At 57.3% G+C, this 18,424-nt stretch carries 20 protein-coding genes and 1 pseudogene; 9 read left to right on the forward strand and 12 right to left on the reverse strand.

Going from position 1 to position 18,424, the window contains the following annotated elements:
- Positions 1 to 389: 389 nt before the first annotated feature.
- Positions 390 to 1,025: a nuclease-related domain-containing protein gene (locus GXY01S_RS17110; protein WP_082770816.1), complete on the forward strand. Its 636-nt coding sequence runs from the start codon at positions 390 to 392 to the stop codon at positions 1,023 to 1,025.
- Here GXY01S_RS17110 and GXY01S_RS09905 read toward each other — a convergent pair.
- From GXY01S_RS09905 to GXY01S_RS09920, 4 genes are all read right to left on the reverse strand, one after another.
- Entirely contained in the window at positions 998 to 1,432 is a 435-nt protein-coding gene (locus tag GXY01S_RS09905) for a hypothetical protein (RefSeq protein WP_061274639.1), read from the reverse strand. The genes GXY01S_RS17110 and GXY01S_RS09905 overlap by 28 nt on opposite strands.
- Before the next feature lie 77 nt (positions 1,433 to 1,509).
- The gene (locus tag GXY01S_RS09910) at positions 1,510 to 1,863 is read right to left on the reverse strand and encodes a hypothetical protein (protein WP_061274641.1); all 354 of its coding nucleotides are present in this window, start codon (positions 1,861 to 1,863) and stop codon (positions 1,510 to 1,512) included.
- Positions 1,864 to 1,878: 15 nt separating this feature from the next.
- Positions 1,879 to 2,295 (reverse strand): hypothetical protein, encoded by a 417-nt coding sequence (locus tag GXY01S_RS09915; RefSeq protein ID WP_146222798.1) that lies wholly within the window; start codon positions 2,293 to 2,295, stop codon positions 1,879 to 1,881.
- Positions 2,296 to 2,642: 347 nt separating this feature from the next.
- Positions 2,643 to 3,296: a PIN domain-containing protein gene (locus GXY01S_RS09920; RefSeq protein WP_061274645.1), complete on the reverse strand. Its 654-nt coding sequence runs from the start codon at positions 3,294 to 3,296 to the stop codon at positions 2,643 to 2,645.
- A gap of 152 nt (positions 3,297 to 3,448) precedes the next feature.
- Here GXY01S_RS09920 and GXY01S_RS18945 point away from each other — a divergent pair.
- Positions 3,449 to 3,715, forward strand: a pseudogene (locus tag GXY01S_RS18945) (HU family DNA-binding protein); the annotation flags it as partial.
- Between the two features lie 155 nt (positions 3,716 to 3,870).
- Here the strand turns inward: GXY01S_RS18945 and GXY01S_RS18125 are convergent.
- Positions 3,871 to 4,062: a hypothetical protein gene (locus GXY01S_RS18125; protein ID WP_110570456.1), complete on the reverse strand. Its 192-nt coding sequence runs from the start codon at positions 4,060 to 4,062 to the stop codon at positions 3,871 to 3,873.
- 360 nt (positions 4,063 to 4,422) lie between these two features.
- Between GXY01S_RS18125 and GXY01S_RS09930 the strand changes: the two genes are divergently transcribed.
- The 5 genes from GXY01S_RS09930 (at position 4,423) to GXY01S_RS09950 (ending at position 6,252) form a co-directional block, all read left to right on the forward strand.
- The gene (locus GXY01S_RS09930; RefSeq protein ID WP_146222799.1) at positions 4,423 to 4,758 is read left to right on the forward strand and encodes a hypothetical protein; all 336 of its coding nucleotides are present in this window, start codon (positions 4,423 to 4,425) and stop codon (positions 4,756 to 4,758) included.
- A 63-nt stretch (positions 4,759 to 4,821) separates the two neighbouring features.
- Positions 4,822 to 5,163: a hypothetical protein gene (locus tag GXY01S_RS09935; protein ID WP_146222800.1), complete on the forward strand. Its 342-nt coding sequence runs from the start codon at positions 4,822 to 4,824 to the stop codon at positions 5,161 to 5,163.
- Between the two features lie 209 nt (positions 5,164 to 5,372).
- Positions 5,373 to 5,645, forward strand: coding sequence for an antitoxin (locus tag GXY01S_RS17120; protein ID WP_082770818.1), 273 nt, complete (start codon positions 5,373 to 5,375; stop codon positions 5,643 to 5,645).
- Positions 5,642 to 6,052: a type II toxin-antitoxin system VapC family toxin gene (locus GXY01S_RS09945; protein ID WP_061274652.1), complete on the forward strand. Its 411-nt coding sequence runs from the start codon at positions 5,642 to 5,644 to the stop codon at positions 6,050 to 6,052. Before GXY01S_RS17120 ends, GXY01S_RS09945 begins: the two co-directional genes overlap by 4 nt.
- Positions 6,049 to 6,252 carry a hypothetical protein gene (locus GXY01S_RS09950; protein WP_061274654.1) on the forward strand — a complete coding sequence of 68 codons (204 nt, stop codon included), beginning with the start codon at positions 6,049 to 6,051 and terminating at the stop codon, positions 6,250 to 6,252. The genes GXY01S_RS09945 and GXY01S_RS09950 overlap by 4 nt, the downstream gene beginning before the upstream one ends.
- Positions 6,253 to 6,410: 158 nt before the next feature.
- On the opposite strand, the gene GXY01S_RS09955 is transcribed toward GXY01S_RS09950, so the two are convergent.
- The 3 genes from GXY01S_RS09955 to GXY01S_RS17125 all read right to left on the reverse strand — a co-directional run bounded on the left by GXY01S_RS09955 (position 6,411) and on the right by GXY01S_RS17125 (position 9,565).
- A complete protein-coding gene (locus GXY01S_RS09955) occupies positions 6,411 to 7,664 on the reverse strand; it encodes an arsenic transporter (protein ID WP_061274657.1) in 1,254 nt (417 codons plus the stop codon).
- Entirely contained in the window at positions 7,661 to 8,947 is a 1,287-nt protein-coding gene (locus GXY01S_RS09960; RefSeq protein WP_061274659.1) for an MFS transporter, read from the reverse strand. The genes GXY01S_RS09955 and GXY01S_RS09960 overlap by 4 nt, the downstream gene beginning before the upstream one ends.
- Positions 8,948 to 9,220: 273 nt before the next feature.
- Complete coding sequence (locus GXY01S_RS17125) at positions 9,221 to 9,565, reverse strand: hypothetical protein (RefSeq protein ID WP_255210409.1); 345 nt, start codon at positions 9,563 to 9,565, stop codon at positions 9,221 to 9,223.
- 378 nt (positions 9,566 to 9,943) lie between these two features.
- Between GXY01S_RS17125 and GXY01S_RS09970 the strand changes: the two genes are divergently transcribed.
- Positions 9,944 to 10,477, forward strand: coding sequence for a hypothetical protein (locus GXY01S_RS09970; RefSeq protein ID WP_006117365.1), 534 nt, complete (start codon positions 9,944 to 9,946; stop codon positions 10,475 to 10,477).
- A gap of 533 nt (positions 10,478 to 11,010) precedes the next feature.
- Complete coding sequence (locus GXY01S_RS09975) at positions 11,011 to 11,967, forward strand: alpha/beta hydrolase (RefSeq protein ID WP_061274662.1); 957 nt, start codon at positions 11,011 to 11,013, stop codon at positions 11,965 to 11,967.
- Between the two features lie 62 nt (positions 11,968 to 12,029).
- On the opposite strand, the gene GXY01S_RS09980 is transcribed toward GXY01S_RS09975, so the two are convergent.
- The 4 genes from GXY01S_RS09980 to GXY01S_RS17130 are packed head-to-tail and all read right to left on the reverse strand — an operon-like array spanning position 12,030 to position 18,421.
- On the reverse strand, positions 12,030 to 12,677 hold the full coding sequence (locus tag GXY01S_RS09980) for an SOS response-associated peptidase (protein ID WP_061274664.1): 648 nt from the start codon (positions 12,675 to 12,677) through the stop codon (positions 12,030 to 12,032).
- A 13-nt stretch (positions 12,678 to 12,690) separates the two neighbouring features.
- Complete coding sequence (locus GXY01S_RS09985; RefSeq protein WP_082770820.1) at positions 12,691 to 13,920, reverse strand: ATP-dependent helicase; 1,230 nt, start codon at positions 13,918 to 13,920, stop codon at positions 12,691 to 12,693.
- A 59-nt stretch (positions 13,921 to 13,979) separates the two neighbouring features.
- Positions 13,980 to 16,199 (reverse strand): SF1B family DNA helicase RecD2, encoded by a 2,220-nt coding sequence (recD2, locus tag GXY01S_RS09990; RefSeq protein WP_061274666.1) that lies wholly within the window; start codon positions 16,197 to 16,199, stop codon positions 13,980 to 13,982.
- Positions 16,196 to 18,421, reverse strand: coding sequence for a site-specific integrase (locus GXY01S_RS17130; RefSeq protein ID WP_082770821.1), 2,226 nt, complete (start codon positions 18,419 to 18,421; stop codon positions 16,196 to 16,198). The genes recD2 and GXY01S_RS17130 overlap by 4 nt, the downstream gene beginning before the upstream one ends.
- Positions 18,422 to 18,424: the final 3 nt, after the last annotated feature.

An 18,424-nucleotide genomic window follows, 5' to 3' on the forward strand; every position in this document is an offset into this window, starting at 1 on the left:
CACAAGACAATTGGTGATCCTCTGCTCGGGCAGATGGCGCGGCAGCTCGGGTTAACCAAGACGAGCTTTCTGGAGCTAGTCGACTGCACGCTCGATCAGGTTGGCTACGAAGCCTTGGTCTTTCCACTGAAGAAGAATTGAGCCCCACGTTCGCGATCTGAAACGCAGTCCGACTTGCACTCACCGAGACAGGGTTCAATGAGTTTGCGCTGTTGATTCCTAAAAAATGGGCCTGCACGACTGGAAATGCCTTTAGTTGCTCCACACCAGACCTTCCGCTCTCCCCCCAACGCGGCCATTTTCGTTACTTCTACCCCCCACCAGGCGGGTCGCATGATTGTCAGCTAAGCCAGAGCAGGAGACATTCGTAACAAGAGCAGGTGGGCTTCATGGTGAGATTACGCCGACGCGGCGTTAGAAACCCCGGACATCCCCGCCTCACGCCCCATGAACAGGCGGTCTGGCGGTCCTTCCGGGCGGGGATTCAGGGTGACAAGGGCGAGAACGCCGTCTCTGACATTCTCAACCGCAGCGGGCTTCCCGTCCTCCATGATGTCATCCTGCCCGCTCAAAATGAGCGGACCACCCAGATCGACCACCTGTTTCTCAGCGTAACCGGCATCCATGTCGTGGAAACGAAGCGCTATGGCGGCGAACTGACCGGGCACCCGGAAGACGAAAGATGGCGCCAGCGTTTCGCCGGGGAAGACGCCGACGCGCCACCTCGCCTGATCTACAGTCCACTGATCCAGAACGCCGGCCATTGTCGGGCTGTGTATGCGCTGGTCCGTCTCGTGGATCCGGCGATTCAGGTTTTTAACCACGTCGTAATGGCAGGATCCGCAATCCTGTCGCCGGCACTGGCAAGCCGCACCCTCTCGCTATCGGCGCTGGAGACCCTGCTGGGCAGTCTCGGGCGCAATGATTCTCAGGGGTCGCTGGCGGAAGCATGGCGGCGCATCGAACTCGCCCGCCCTGCCAGGAAGTCCCGCGATGTTCAGCCGGTCATTTCTTCTTCGAGGTAGTCGAGCAGCTCGGTCGTTTCCTCGTCGGTGAGCATCAGTCCCCGGCAGGCATCATTGTCGCGGGGGAAGTCGACAGGTTCGCCGCCGAAATCACGGTTGCCAGCGCTGATCCAGAGAACCCGATCCGGTTCATTGGGATCGTAGTCCAGACGCACTCCAAGGCCATCACCAAGATTGATGAAATCCGAGAACAGGTCATCCTCGCAACGAAGCGGCAGCGTGCCAATCTCAACGCCCACCCACCGTTTCGGGAATTTGGCACGCAGAATATCTGTGAGCTGGCGGGTGTGTGGGCGCAGATCCTTCGGATCCCGCACCGGCGTCGGTGGTTCAGGTGGCGGGAGAAAACCTGCCTCTTCGTCAGACCAGTCCTCGGGCTCAATCGCCGGCGCAGGCTTCTTCGCCATAAATCAGACGTCCTTATAACAAATCAGATACAGTTAAAGACCGAAGTCCCGGCCGGAACCAGAGGGGATGAGAGTCATCAGTTCAGCGCACGGCAATCCGATGAGACCGACCGGCTGTAAATCAGTTTTGACTGACCGCCACCAGCCAGCTCGCATCGAACCCATTTGCTTCCCGGCTGCCCGGGCAACGCCTTGCGCAGAACCACCATTTCACCATCTTCACCGGTAAGCGATACGATCTGGAAGCCATCATCGAGCAGCTGCGCCATGGACTGCGCAAGGGGCGCGAATGTCGTGGGCATCTTGCCCGCCGCACGGCCGCCTGCCGGCGTCACCGGGCTGCCGATGACGGACGACTGGGCCTCGGCTGGGCTGGCGGAGAAAGACGCGGCAACGAGTAGAACGGCGACGACGCCGGAAGTATAACGCAAAGGGCCATCTCCTTTTCAGAACAGCGGCAGCGGAAATCGTGACGCGGGTGGATACATCTGCCCCGCCAGAACCGGAGCCTCGGCAAACAGAACGGCGGCAAGCTCATGCACGATACGCGGCAGCGGGGTCAGCCGCGCGTAATCCATACCCTGCACAAATGACGAAATAATGGTGGCGAGCCAAGGCGCGTCGACAGGCGCCACCAGACCGAGAGGCAACGGCAGGGCGTCGAGAGGCGGGCTGATCTGGCCAGACTCTCGACCCTGCTCGACGAGCGTCTTCACCGCCTGCCACAGATCCACACCAACCGCCCCGCACCATGCAACTGCACCGACCACAATCGGCCGCCTGGTGCGATACCGCCCGTAATGCAATCTAAACGCTGCGCCACCAAGCAGGATCCGGCCACGCGCATCGCGTGGATAATCCACCGTCGCCCACCATCCGGAGAAGCCTTCATAGGGAAGTGGTCCGGAACCCTCCCGGACGATCCAGGAAAGCCCCTCATTTCGATCCGGCGTCATGGGTGGTCTGAGCTGGACCGCTGTACGGAAGCCCTCTTCCATCAGGATATGCTGAACCGTCAGCATCGTGTGGTCTTTACGAAACGACATGGAACGGCATGGGCGACAGGCATGAATGTCTCCTTGTTCGGGACTACCTGCGTGGCCGGGAATCATGCGACTGCCACGTGAAAGATCGGAACCATCCGTCATATGCCCGGCGCTCGTGTCGCGATTTGCAGAGGCCGCAGGAGCAGACATCATGCCACGGCGCATTACGCGGCCGTCTTCGGCAGGGCGTACACAATCTTGTCTCCGTTGAACGAGACGATCCCTCGCCTCTGCATCTCGTCAATGAGCGCGCCTGCTCCTCCTGTGTCGAGCTGCTTTCCAAAAAGGCAAAGGATTTCTGCCTGCAACGACTTCCGGCGCTTCGGTTTCGCTGCCCCCTGACGTCGCAGACACGCCACGAGTTTCTTGACGCGTTCCTCAGAGCCATTTTGCGGCACGCTCTTTTTTTCGGGCGCCACAGGTTTCTCTGGCGGAGACGGAACCCTTTCGCAGACAATCCCCTTCTCGCACAGATGCAGGATCAGCGGATCGAAACCCGTATCTTTCGAGACGATCAGAAAGCGTGCGTCGGGATCCAGTGCAGAGAGATGTCCGACAGAATACGCCACATGGAAGTCCAGAGCGTTCGGACCGTTTCCGCTGATGCGCACGTAAGAAGCGCGGGAACCCAGCCCCTGTATGGCCTGCGCCAGATCGATGCTGATCTTTGTCTGCAATGCACCGACGAAGACGTGAACCCGGACGTCATCACGAGCGCACAGGGCCAGAATGTCCGGCTGCACGTTTTCATAATCGATCAGCACATGCAGCGTCGTGCCTGTTTTCGATTCAGAAAACGACTGGCCAATGTGGTTCATGAGACCCTCGTCAATCCATCGATCACAGACGGGACACGCCGATGATGCGACCACAAACCGCGCCCTGATGACGGGCAGACTATTTCTGTGGCATTTCGAGGTGTCGGCCGACACCCGCGTCAATGCCGTCCGAAAGAGGATACGACACCAATATGAGCAAGGCGTTCATCGCAGCGGTGCTGCAGGACAGCATGGGAAGCACAGGCGTTGCGGCCGGTAAGGCAGCCGAGGATCTGATTGAGGCGCTTGTCTCCGAGCTGGAGAAAACCGGCAGCTTTACCCTGCCCGGCTTCGGCACGTTTCGGGTGAAAGACACCCCGGCGCGCTCGGCATTGAATCCCCGCACTCTGGAAACGGTCCAGGTCGAGGCCGGACGGACCGTTCGTTTCAAGGCGTCCCCCGTGCTGAAGGCGCGTGTTGCGCCACCAAAACCTGCGACCAGGACAAAGAAAGCGTCGACCAGGGCGTCAGTCAGAACATCCACGAAATCACCGGCCAAAGGCGCCGCCGCTGCGGATACGGCAGCCGCTCCCGCGAAAAAGACCCGCGCTCGGCGCACGGCCTGAGGGCGGCTTCACACAAGCGCCACCATACGGATAGCGGGTAGCTGAAAGATAGCGGGTAGCGAGCGTGCGGTCGTTGCCGCGAGGCCTGCTGCCTGACGAATCAGCGACCGGCCAAGACGTTTTCCGCGCATTTTCTTATCACTGGTCGCATGATGGTGGCCGACACTGATCTCCTCGCACAAGCAGGAGATCTTCTTCATGACATCTCATAACCGCCTCACCGCGCTGCTGCACAGACGCACACCAGGCGAATGCGCGGTCATCCGACGGGCTCACTCCGGCTATACCGCCGTCCGGTCAACGCTTTCGCAGCGCGGACGCATACGCCGGACAGATATGACCCCGGCATGGGGTTACGGCCTCACGCCGACTCACCCTGCGCCCAGGAGCACGATGTGATGCAGCTCCGCGCTTCCTTTCCGGCAGTCCTCATCCTCGTGGCGACGCCCGTGCCCTGCGCAACAGCCATGGCAGGCCCATCCGTCGGACCAGCGCCTCTGAACCGGCCGACGATCGATACGCCCGAGGGGCCAGTGAGCCAACAGATGCGGGACGGAACGATGGCTTTTGTCGAGGCGTGCCGGGCCTGGACCAGGCCTCTTCCTTTACCGTCTGTGCCCCTGTCAGTGCCTCACCGTGACTCGGCGACCAAAGAGCAGTTCAACCTGTGTCAGATGGCCATGCACCCTGATCAGTTTCGTGCAGCTTTCCGGTTTTACACTATCCTCGGTGCGTGGGGCGTTCTGCTCAGCATGACCGTGGCCGCTTATCTGTTTGTTCGCCTCGGCCGCTTCGTCTGGCGCTTCACAGGGCAGAGAAAACTTTCCTCTTCGTCAGCCCTTTGCGGTCGCAAGACGTTCGTTCATGGTGATCAGCAAGTAAAGACTAAAAACTGAATGACGACCGCCAGCAATACGACCGACACTATATCATTGTGTCTGCAGACAGAGGTATATCCGATGACTGATGCCAAAACAGCGGATCCGATACTGCAGGAAATCGTTGGACCCGTCTTTGACCCTGCGCGAACAGCGACACGCCGCGCGATCTCAATCGTCACGCCGCTTATGATTGGGCAGGCCGTCCTCATCATAGCGGTATTAAATGAAGTCCCGGCTGCTGCGCGGGCGTATGAATCGGTTCCCGGCTGGTACCGCGTCGGATTGTTGCTGATCTGGATGCTGTTCAATCTTGAAGCGGGCTTCGCAATCCTGACGCCGGATGCAGACAGACGATTGCGCGCCGTTGTGTGTGCACTGGTCCTGACCCCGGCGCCGTATATGCTGGCGCAATTTATATAGTTTCACTTCTCAGGCCGTGATTGCGAAAGCAGAGGCAGCTTCGTCGGAAGTAGCGAACGGTGTCCGCAGGATGACTGGAAAGGCTGACGAATCTCCTCCCTTTGGATTTAATCCGCACCCCGCTCTGCCCGCACCCGCCGAGACAATCAAAACCTTGATTTCCTCCCCCAAGACATATACAATATGGGATATACAATCAGGAGCCCCCCATGCCAGTCCCTGAAACCCATCCACGGCCCCGTGAAGTCAAACTCTTCCGGAATAATCGCAGTCAGGCAGTACGCATTCCGGTCGAATTTGAACTGCCGGGAGACCGCGTGCTTATCCGCCGCGACGGTGACAGGCTGGTTCTTGAGCCCGTCAAGGCACCATCTACACTGAACGAACTCCTCGCTGCATGGCGCACAGAACCGCCGCTGGCTCCCGAGGACGATTTTCCCGACGTTCACGATGTCGCCGCCAGACCGGAAGACATCCTGTGAACGCCTATCTTCTCGATACCAACATCATCAGCGATCTTGTCCGCAATCCATCAGGACCTGCCGCGCAACGCATCGAACATCTCGATCCCGGAGATCTCTGCACCAGCATCATCGTGGCGGCGGAGCTGCGATACGGATGCGCCAAAAAAGGCTCCGCGAAACTCCTGGCCCGCGTCGAAAGCGTGCTGGCTTTTGTACCAATATTGCCGCTCGATATTCCGGCTGATGGCGAATACGGCGGCATTCGTGCCGAACTCGAAGCGGCAGGGCAGATAATCGGCATGAATGATCTGCTGATCGCGGCCCATGCATACACTCTCAAAGTAACTTTGGTGACGAACAACATTCGCGAGTTTAGCCGCATCAGAGGGCTGAAGGTCGAGAACTGGCTGGAGGATCTGGCATGAATGAAAACCAGACGACTGCCGATCTTGAGGCGGGCTTGCGAGCGTTCGATGACTTGAGTCGCGCTATCGGGAAGGCGGTTTCCCGGATGGACGAAATTGCAGAACGTCAGGAACAGATCATCCGGAAGCAGGCCGAGATATGGACAGCAATGGGGGGAATGCGGAGTGTCCGCTATCGGCAAATAGTGGAGAAAAACTGACAGTAATTCGTTCGAACTCAGCGAAACCTCTACAGCCACGTTTTCCCTAGGGCAGAATTCATTTAACAGACAGCAAGCACATCTATTCATAGAGTTCGTCGGACAATAAATCTGATCCACGGACAACTCTGAGACTGGCAACCGGCTGCGAGTATCGTTTACCCGATCAACAGTCGCGCACCGAGTGCCGTGAAGAGCGCAACGGGCATGGCCACGGCACCAAGCCTGAGAAATTGCAAAAACCCGACCTCTTCGCCTTCTCGACGGATCACCTGCAACCAGAGGATTGTGGCCAGAGATCCCGTCACGGACAGGTTTGGGCCAAGATCCACACCGATCAACAGGTGATCGATCACCAGTCGCGGGACATGCGCCTGCGCCACTGTCTCACTGGCAATCAAGCCGGCAGGCAGGTTGTTCATAATATTGGAGATAAAGGCCAAAAGAGCGCCAGCTCCCCAGGCAGCAGTGACAGGATCGCTTTTGGCGGCGTGCTGAAGCAGGCGGGCAAGCACCCCGACCACTCCAGTACTTTCAACGGCGGCCACCAGAACGAACAGGCCGCCGACCAGCGGGAGAACGCCCCATGAAATATCCCGCATGAGCGCAATCGGTGATCGTCGCGCCAGCACCGACACGCCCAAACCTGTTCCAATGCCAGCAAGTGCTGTTGGCAGGCCGAGAGACAGATCAAATGCGGACACTGTGACAAGCAGAAGCGCGGTCAGGACGATGCCGACAAAAGCCGCCTTGCCGCCCAGTGTTAATGGGGTGGCTGCAACCTGTGAGGCGCAGTCCTGACGCAGGTGTGACCGTTCCATGAGGCGCAAAACCAGATAGGTCGTCATGATTGCCAGGAGCGATGGTAGCGCGAATGACCTCATCCATGATCCCAGCGCGGGGAGTGCGCCGTCATACAGAACCAGGTTCGCCGGGTTGGAGACGGGCAGGACAAAGCTTGCCGCATTGGCGACGAGTGCACAGGCAAACAACGGCGGAAGGGGATCAGCTTTTGCCTTTTTTGCTGCCGCGAACACGGCGGGAGTCAGCACAACAGCCGTCGCATCGTTGGACATGAACGTCGTCACCACGACACCGGCCAGATAGACCAGTGTGAACAGCTTTGCCATTGAACCTGCGGCATGATTGACGGCCCAGGTGGCTATCCAGTCGAACAGCCCGTTTGCACGCGCCGTTTCACTGAGCAGCATCATGCCGATCAGAAACAGATAAACATCGCCACCTTTCAGAAGGCCGGCCTCCGCCATTGTCAGAGGGATCAACCCCACCAGCACAAGAGCTGCGGCCCCTATGACGGCCCATATCCACTCCGGGGTCCGGAACGGTCGGAGAATAACACCGGCCGTCGCCAGAACAGCGATCGTCCAGATCGCCTCCTGGTGAAAGGTCATGCCGACACCTGATCGGCAGATCGCAGGGTCGATGCCGAACCTATCCAGAGCCCGAGCGATACGATTGCAAAGCAGCCCAGAGTATAGAACGCCACGGGATATCCCAGATCTTCGGCAAGCCACCCTCCCAGCGCCGGAGAAAGGCTTGCTCCAATGCCCTGCGCCGTCATGACGACGCCCTGTCCGATATTGATCCGTCCGGTTCCGTTCAGCAGTCTGGCCACCAGACCCGGCACGGCGACACTCTGAAGCCCCGCACCGATCCCATCGAGGATCTGCACCGGCCACACCCCCCAATGCTGGATGAAGCTTCCCGCGATCAAACCACGCAGCGGTAGGGCGGCAAACGATATCAGTAGGACGATCCAGTAACCACGGTCCCTGACGAAACGTATGGCCAGCAGGCTCACGATGATCATCACAGCCTGTGCGACCATCACGGTCATCGCCGTGAACATGGCTGGATTGCCTTTGCCTGCACTGACGACCGCCATGCCATACAGCGGGAGCATCGCGGCGTTTCCGAGATGGAAGAAACACAGACAACTCGCGAGAATGAGAAGAGGCTTGTGTCGCAGAAAGGATCGTAACCCCTCGGCCGTTCCCTCATCGTCAGCGGGTTTATCGTCCAGTCCGCGTGCAGCCTTATGATCTATGGATTTTTCGGGGATCAGGAGCACCGCAGAAATGGCGAACAGACCGAAGGCCACTTCAAGAAAGAAAATCGCTGAGAGGCCAAACTGCCATCCCAGCCAGCCGGACAGTCCGGCCCCGGCCATATTGCCAGCGTGGTTCCAGGCCTGGTTACGGCCGATCTGTATGTTGAAGCCTTTCTGGCGCACGATCCCGAGCGTTATGGCCGCCATCAGAGGGCCGATTCCGGCTCCGGCCAAAGCGGTTGCAAGCTGACTGACTGTCACAACGGCCACGGATTGCGAACTCAGGAGAAGAAGAGAAGCGGAAATCGTGCAGAACGCGGCCACAATGACAAGCAACCGCTTTTTCGTGGTGTGATCAATCAGCGCGCCCGCGGGAATGGTGGCGAGCATTCCGGCAACTCCACCCACGGTCATGACGGTTCCGATCGGCCCCGTCTGCCAGCCGTGACGCTGAAGAAAAACGCCCAGAAAGGGCCCTATCCCGGCCTGGACGTCCGCCATGAAAAAATTGAGAGCGCATAAGGCGAACAGAGCCCGATTGAGCCCTGGAATAGCAGGAGTTTCGTCAGCAACGACTGTGGCAGTACGAGGCGGGGTCATCACGTTCTCTTCGTTCAGCAGCAAGCTTTAACTGAGTTCGAGAGAATAAGTTACAAAACTATTTTCCTAGTGCTTTCTGTCGAATTTATTGAAGTAATTATCAATGCCACTCTTCAGACAAAGTCGTTCAAGCAGGAAAATGTCCGCTCTCGGAAAATGCTTTTCTACGCTTTTACGTCTTGAGTGTAGGCGAAAACTGCCTGTCTGTTTCACCCTACAAGCAGGCATACCGTTATTGCTGGTAAATCCCGCCACATTTGACGTTGCTCGGGCAGGCCCGCCAACGACAGGAAATAATCATCCGTCCGTTACAGTCCCTGACGCAGCTTGCGTAAGGATACCGAGGATTCCGGGACGATACGGTCCCTCAAACAGATCTCCCAACGCATAGCGGGATTTCCATGTCAGCCGACGTTGCAGTGCGTGCCAGACGCGATCGTGCACAAGATGGCAGCGCTGGCAGAGGGCACGCAGATTGCTTAACCGGTTGTTGCGCGGGTCATGATCCAGATGTGCAGCGGCCAGCACCACCCGGGTTTCGCGCACCTCGATCAGGTCAATGAGATCCGGTCCATCAGTCTTACGCCCTTTGGTGTCCCGCCAGTTTCCCGTGTCCACATCGAACCAGCGACCAGAAGCCACCACCCGGATCCGCTGGCCATGCGGACGGCCACAGACCTGACAACGTCCCTGCGCTCGTTCAAACCTTACGTGTCGGCTGATCTGTGACCAATCGAGAGGGTAAAGCCATTTGAGTTCGGGGCGGATCGGCACAACATGCGGTCCTGAGAAATGTCACCTTTTGTTCTCATAGCATAATACGAAAAGAAATGCCGACACACGCCCGGATGACAGACTGCTTTCGCCTTCATGTCGGTCATACAGTTGGTCAAATCGCTTTCCGTATAGCAGACATGACCATTACAAATTCCACTTGCCATCGAGGTGGCTATAAAGATGTCGGCAGCGTCGAGAGAGCGATCGGAGATAGTCGCATGCTTCACTACCTAAATTCTTAAAATGGATGAAGCAGATTTTTCAGCGGGCGATATCCGCATCATACAGGCGATGGCTGACTTCCAAATGGCCCTCAGCGCGCTCGACTTCGTTTCAGAGGTCAGTCCTGATGAACCGATTTCGCGGATCGAGCGTCGGCGCCTACGATGCTTTGAGGACGCCGCTGTCGTCGCATACTGGCGACCATTTTCCTACTCAAATGGGCTACCAAAGCTCACGCTGGAGACGTTGGGCATCACGGCTACCACCGAGCAGTTGACTCTCCACGAGCGGCTGAAGGAGAGGCGTAACAAAGTCATTGCTCACACGGATGTCGATCGTATGCGCCTTGTGCTCAGCACATTCAGAGTGTCTGAAGATTCAGAAATCATGATGCCTCAATATAATTTCGACGATGCGCTAGAATTCTACCCGAACCTAGATACATTAATCATGTGGATACGCATCCTACATCAGGCCGCTACCAGAGCGATTTTCAAGCGCGTGCAAGGGCGGCGAGAGATTCATTTCAAGCGCGACCACACCGACCAAGGTTAGCCGAAGGCCCCTCTCTCACCGCTTTTGCAGACCGGCGGCTTTCGCGTAACGATGCCCCAAAGCCGACCTTCAGTTTATCCCCGCCCCCGTTGCCGCCAGATCTCGCCATTTTTCAGCGCCATTTCCCCTTTATTCAAGGGGGGTCTGAAACAAACTCGTGTCCTCAAAGTAATGCACCCTGACTTTGAAGACATGCTACCCTATCCGTCACCGAGCAACCGGTCCATGCCGAAAGTAAACAATCTGACGAAAAGCGTCTAACCAAACAAAAACCGCATATATAAGCATAAAGAATAATAATATATAATAATAAATAAAATCAATACGTTTAGGGAAGTCATAATTCCTGAATTTACAATGTTAATTAATCATATAAATAATATATATAATTGAATTTATAAATATCCTATATTGATTTATTCTGGCTTTAGAGTGATTCAGATCATAGCCATCCTCCTAACCGGCATGAACATCATCTCCGCCATGGATCACAGACCCCTGGCGGGGCGATCCGCAAAAGGAGTTATCAAGTCATGCCAAAGAATGTCGTAAATCCGGAATTTCTGCCCGTTCTGGCGAAAATGCCGTCTTTCGACGGTCTTTCGGATCGTTCACTGCCGGAAGTGCGCGAAATCTTCCTTACTTCTGTCCGGCTCATGGAAGGCAGACCTTCGCCGGATGTCGATACACGGGAAGAATACGTCCCCGGTCTCAACAAGGCGCCAGACGTGCGCGTCCTCGTCTACAGCCCCCGCAAAGCCGCCCCCAATGCGCCCGCCATGGTATACATTCACGGCGGCGGTCTTATCTCTGGCCACCCGGAAGTGGACGATCCAAAATGCCAGATCCTCGCCAACCGTCTCGGCATGCACATCTTCTCGGTCGATTATCGTCTTGCCCCGGAAGTGAAATATCCCGGCGCCATCGAAGACTGTTACGCTGTCCTCAAATGGGTAAACGAAAACGCAGCCCGCTTGGGTATCAACCGCGATAAAGTCGTTGTCGCTGGAGAAAGCGCGGGGGGCGGCCTCAGCGCGGCTCTCGCCCTGATGGCCCGCGATCGCGGCGAATACAAACTCGCCTGCCAGATCCTTATCTACCCGATGCTCGATGACCGCACGGCAATAAAACGCGATCCTGCCCCGGCATTCGGTGAATATGTCTGGACCCGTTCGGCCAACAAATACGCCTGGCAGTGCTACCTCGGGGACGCGGCCGGCGGCGACAAAACCCCGGACTACGCAGCCGCCGGACGCGCAACGAACCTCGCCGGACTGCCGCCCACCTTCATCGGGGTCGGCTCCATGGACCTGTTTCTCTGCGAAGACCTCGATTACGCCACCCGCCTGATGGCCGCAGGCGTTCCCGTCGAAGTCTTCGTTGTGCCCGGTGCCTACCACGTCTTCGATATGTTTGTTCCGGACGCCGCTCTCTCAAAACGCTTCATGGACGCCTATTGCGACGTCATCAAACGTACGCTCGCAATCTGAAGATCCACCTGTAAAAACCTAGATACTCTTCTGATAAGAGGGGGGAGTCTGTCTCTCCTCCCTTATTCTGAAAGAGGCTGGGATTCGACACGAGCAAGCACGCCATTCGGCAGAGGTCGCTGAAGCCGCAGAGCCTCTGCCGCTGGGGCGTTCATCCACACATCCAGTTCGCCCGGTTGTGTCAGAATGACCGGCATGGCCTTCGGATGGATCGCGCCCACTTCCTGGTTTGCCTCGGTGGTCAGAAACCCGAACAGGTCGTCCGTCGTTTCCCCGTCAGCCAGTTTCCGCACGGACGTCCACCGGCACCAGATCCCGGCAAAGAAAGCCAGTGGTTCTCCGTCGCTGCGGGCAAACCACACCGGCCGCGATTTCCCGTCAGGCAGACGCTCCGGTTCCGAGAACGCCGTCAGCGGCACCAGACAGCGATGTTGCATGTCTTCCCAGCGTTTCCACCATGTCGAGGTCGGATTGCGGATATTGGTGACGCCGCGATCGACCTTATGCCGCTTGAGGTAACCGGGCGGTGTCGGCATGCCCCAGCGCGCCATGACCAGTTCACGGCCATTCTCGCTATTCCGCACAATCGGCGCCATCGTGTTCGGGTAAATCTCGGGCAATGGCTGGAGATTGCCCGTGCGATCCTCAAGAACTTTTGCGATCTCCCGGATCGCCTGCGGGTTCGAGGTCATGGAATAGAGATTACACATCCGCGTTGCTCCCTTACGACCACATGCCGCGTAATCTGGCTGCCATATCGATCCTTACGGATTTCACGGCTTCCTGCCGAGCCTGCTCTTCCGGTTTTACGACAGGCCATGACACGGCTTCGAACAAAGGCAGCATGTCCCGATCAATGAAACGTGTCCGCGAGGCATAGACATGCCGGTCGTCCCGGCTGTGCTGGCCATGCACATAGAAGCGCTGCGGCACCATGATATCGAGACTGTCCTTCGCCCGCGTCATGGCAACATAGAGCAGCCGGCGTTCCTCTTCGATGTCGTCCTGTTCGCCCGTCGCCAGATCGGACGGAATGCAGCCGTCGACGGCGTTCATGACGAACACGTTCTTCCATTCCTGCCCCTTGGCGGAATGAATGGTCGAGAGGATCAGATAGTCTTCATCCAGCAACGGCACGCCAGCCTGATCGGATGTGGCATCTGGCGGGTCCAGCGTCAGTTCGGTCAGGAACTTCTCTCGTGACGGATACCCCCCGGCGATCTGCTCAAGCTGCACCAGATCGGCCAGACGGGTGGAGGCGTCCTCATGCAGCCGCTCCAGATGCGGCTCATACCAGTACCGCACAGCCGCGATCTCGCCCGGCCAGCCGACCTGATGACTGCCAAGGGCTGTCAGCATATTCACGAAACCCGACCAGGCCTCGCCACTGCGCTGTGGGGCTTTGATATCCTTCAACGCCTCGAAGGGATGGGCATTCTCACCCATCGTATCCAGCACGCGCCGGGCCGAACCCGGCCCCACGCCCGGCAGAAGCTGCAGGACCCGAAAGCCCGCAATGCGGTCGCGCGGGTTCTGAGCAAAGCGCAGCAGCGCCAGCACGTCCTTCACATGGGCGCTGTCGAGAAACTTCAGGCCGCCGAACTTCACGAACGGGATGTTGCGCCTTGTCAGTTCCACCTCCAGCGTGCCGCTATGGTGCGAAGCCCGGAACAGCACGGCCTGCTGCTTCATCGGTGTTCCGGCTTCACGCTTTTCCAGCACCCGATCCGCGATGTAGTTGGCCTGGGCGGTATCGTCCCAGATGGTAACCAGTCGTGGCTTTTCATCCGAGGCCCGTTCGGTCCACAGATCCTTGGTGAACCGTTCGGCTGCTTCGCCGATGACGGCGTTGGCCGCATCCAGAATGGGTTTCGTGGAACGATAGTTCCGGTCCAGCGTCACGATGCAGGCCGGAGGATCGAAGGACGCCGGAAAATCAAGGATGTTGCGCACGGTCGCCGCCCGAAAGGCGTTTATGTGGAATACAATTTCACAACCTCAAAAAAGCAATTTTAAGGTTTCTTTAGGCGGGATAGATGACCTGTACCTGACGTACCCACCAGCCAGTCTCTCAGTTTTGACCAACGTAGCCTTCCGCCCTGATTTCGCACAGCTATGGCCAGAGCCTTCTTCTGCCCGACCAGCACGACGAGCTTCCGCCCCCGTGTAACACCGGTATAAAGCAGGTTCCGCGCCAGCATCGTATAATGCTGCGTCACCAGCGGGATGACCACTACCGGATATTCCGAGCCCTGGCTCTTGTGAATGGTCGTCGCGTAGGCCAGCACCAGTTCGTCCAACTCGCCGAAGCCGTAAACGACCTCCCGTCCATCGAATAAGACCGTCAGTTCGCCCTCTTCCACATCGATCTTGTCGATAACGCCGAGATCCCCGTTGAAGACGTCCCGGTCATAATCGTTGGCGATCTGCATCACCTTGTCGCCGGGACCGTAGGTCCAGCCGAACCGCTCGACCTTCACGTCGCCTGCCGGGTTCAGCGCCTGCTGCAACTCGATATTCAGCGACCGTGCGCCCAGCCCACCCCGGTTCATCGGGCAGAGCACCTGCACGTCGCGGACCGGGTCCAGCCCGAACCGCGCCGGGATGCGGTCCTTCACCACGGCCAGCAACTTGCGCAGTCCGACCTCGGGCTCAGCCGCCTCCACGAAATAGAAATCCGATCCCTCTTCCGCGCTCAGCTCCGGCATCTTCCCTTCGTTGATCCGGTGCGCGTTGGTGATGATCCGGCTCTGTGCCGCCTGGCGGAACACCTCGGTCAGGCGCACCACAGGGACAGCATCGGAGCCAATGATATCGGCCAGCACCTGCCCCGGTCCGACAGAAGGCAACTGGTCCACGTCGCCGACGATCAGCAGAGCCGCGCTGTCAGGTAACGCGCGCAGCAGGGAGCGCATCAGCAGCACGTCGACCATGCTGGCCTCGTCCACAACCAGCAGGTCGCAGGTCAGCGGGTTGGTATCGTCCCGTTTGAAACTGCCATTGCCCGGATCCGTCTCCAGCAGTCTATGGATGGTCTTGCCTTCCAGCCCCGTGCTTTCCGACAGGCGCTTCGCCGCCCGGCCGGTCGGCGCGCAAAGTTGCACGTCTGTGCCCTTGGCAGTCACGATCTTCAGAATGGCGTTGACCAGCGTGGTCTTGCCCACGCCAGGACCACCCGTGATCACCAGCACCTTGCTACGCAGTGCAAGGCGCACCGCTTCCTGCTGGCTGGGCGCCATGGCAAGTCCGGTCTTGCCTTCCACCCAAGTCATGGCCTTTTCAGCGTCGATGTCAGGCCAGGGTGGACGGCCAATGGCACAGGCGCGCAACCGCTCGGCGATGCTCTGCTCGGCACGATAGAGACCAGTCAGGAAGATACAGCCCGTATCGCCCACGCTGTCTGCCACCACGTCGCCCGCTTCCAGTTCCAGCGCGAGGGCCGTCTCGATCAGAGGAGTGGCGACCTCCAGCAGTTCGGCGGTACTGGTCAGCAACTCTCCCACAGGCAGGCCGCAATGCCCTTCATCCATCGCTTCACCAAGCGCGTAGGATATCCCGGCCCGCACCCGGATCATCGCGTCAGGCGCGATCCCCATCTTACGGGCGATCTGGTCGGCGGTCTTGAAGCCGATCCCCCGGATATCCTTCGCCAGCCTATAGGGATTTTCGCTGATCAGTTGGACCGCGTCCTGCCCGTAAGTCTTGAATATCCGCACGGCCCGCGAGGTGCCGACGCCGTTGCTATGCAGGAACAGCATGATCTCGCGGATCACCTTCTGGTCCGCCCAGCCACCGACAATCCGTTCGGCCCGCTTGGGACCGATGCCCGTCACTTCCCGCAGGCGATGCGGTTCCTGCTCGATCAGGTCGAACACCGCCTCGCCGAACGCTTTCACCAGCTTTTTCGCATAGACGGGTCCGATACCCCGGATCATGCCAGAACCGAGATAACGCTCGATGCCCTCGATCGTGGTCGGCGGGCTGGCCTTGAGGAACTCCGCCTTGAACTGGAGGCCGTGGGTATGATCGTTGAACCAGCGCCCAGACATCTGCACGAACTCGCCCGCCGAGATCATGGCGGCATGGCCGACGACGGTGACCAGATCGCGCTGGCCACGCACCTTCACGCGCAGGACACAGAAACCGTTCTCGGCATTGTGGAACGTCACCCGCTCCACGAGGCCAGCCAGCGCTTCCGTTTGGCATTGTTCTCCAACCACGGCACTGGTCATTCTGATTCTGTGAATGGAGAAGACACTTGGGAACCACATGTTGCCGAAATTTCGCCAGGCCTTCGGCCATCCAGCGCTGGCTTATCTCGAAGCTTGTTTAACATTCCCTCCAACGCTTCAACGTCTCCGGACACAGCATCCCGTTCCTCTGGACTTAACCAGACCTCTTCCAGTAAACGATTAGCTGCTTGTTGAGCGGCCAGGACAACGCCCTTGGCGCTTGGCTTCGGAATGTTGAAATAACAGCGTGCGCATGCCATGCGATGCGGACAAGTGCTCCAAAACGCATTGCTACAGTAAGAATCACCTAAATCGTAATACTTCCAGGGTGCTCCATCCTTCGTTGCGCCTGCCGCAATAACCTCATTATCAATAACAATTTCGATCATCCGCGCCGCCTGATCCGCCTTGGCAAACGCACTCGCCAATTGCGTAGGTTTCGACCGAACATAGCTCATCGTCGATTGAACGGACGTATGGCCGCACCATTTTGCCAAATCGAATATTGTCATTCCTTGCGGAACACTGGCCAGCATAGAAACGGCTGAAGCCCGTCCACGGTGACTTGTAATACGGCCTTTACTGTCCTCAATCGGAATACCAGCCTTTTTGCACAAAAGCGGGATAACAGTCTGATTTAAAACTTCCTTCGCGATTGGCCTGTTTCGAAGTTGAAAGAGAAAATGCACATGTTCACCGGTTCTCCGATCAAGATGTTTGCGGGGTGACGCTCGTTTTTTCATCCAGGCCGTAATGTACTTATGAACAGCATGGCCGACCGGTTTGGTATACGCAACCGAAGTTTTGCCTTCCGGAACATCAAGCCAGCAGACCTGCCCTGCCGGAACGACGTTGCCAGACTGATCAACCACATCCTCTGATTGCTCGCGCGTGCAGCCGACCCGAAGTCGGGCGATCTCATTGCTCCGAAGGCCTGCATGTGTCCACACCACGGCGATTGCCTGCAACAGGGCGAATGGATAGAAACAGTCAGGAGAAAGATCGTCTGGTTCAATGTTGAAGCTGGCCCAGGTCAGTTTCAGCCAAGAAGCATCATCTATGGTCCTGGGATTTACGCCAAGATATTTCGCAATATTCTTCGGTGTCGAGAGATGATATCGCGGATTACACCGGAGCTGCGCCCATTCCCAACTCTGAATATCAGATAAAAACCGACGCATAACCTGATAATAAGCAACTTTCGTTGGAGCCTGTAGAGGCTGGCCAACTGTTGGGATCAGACGATAATCAAAGGTGGAACCGCCCCAATCGCCAATACGTAACCTGTCGACGGCGGCGAGATAGTCGGCACATACCGATACCGTCCATTGCTCTGGTCCTGTGACCTCAGGATGCTCGCGACCCAACCAGATTCCGATACGGGTCAGAGTGTTGTAAACTGCTCGCCTCGACCCTTCTCGCAACGTTGTTGTTTCCAACCAACGTCGGCACCATGTCATCCACTCAGGATTGATATTATCAGTTTCAGTTCCATGACGAGGTTGGTATGCCTGGAAATGAATAACCTTCGATGTAAGCCCCATTGCGGCCAAACCGTTTGACAATATTCCAATCCGCTTGGCGATATGATTTCCTGTGTAACACTCTCGTGTATGTTCCAGTATCTTCCTATCAAAACTTTCAAGTTTTGGATTCTCGCCTTGTAATGCAACTGCAGCAAATACTGATGGTACGAGGGGCCGAACGGTCTGACAGACGAAGCCGACACGGGTTAGGGCCGAGAACAGACGCTCACATTCTGTATCAACAATCTCCGCTCCAAAAACCAATCGGGCAACGACAGCCGTCGCCACATTGCGTTGAATTTTGTACACGCTTCGAAAACCACACAGAAGATAAGCGACTGCAATCAACTGCGGTACCATTCCGGTTTTTTTCAGAACAGGACTATTATTGATAATCTCAACCCACAGGTCTTCACTCCACCCCCAGTAGGGTTTTTCCTGGTGTGCGACCGTCAGAAGCAAATACTTCAAAGCACGATGGCTGTTAGCGCGGTCGAGATTGCTGCGATACAGGATGTCCGTCAGAGGCTTATGAAGACGCGGAGCCTGCCGTTTCGTAATAACAAGATTTTCTTCTTTCCAACGTCTGACAACTTTTAATTCGTCTGCAGACAATGTCGCCCGTCTGTCGTATTCATCGAGATTAATGTGGAATTTGTATTCGGGCTGGATGTGAGAAACCTGATATTCGGCCACTGT

This window comes from Komagataeibacter xylinus NBRC 15237, from assembly GCF_001571345.1.
GTDB classification, from domain to species: domain Bacteria; phylum Pseudomonadota; class Alphaproteobacteria; order Acetobacterales; family Acetobacteraceae; genus Komagataeibacter; species Komagataeibacter xylinus.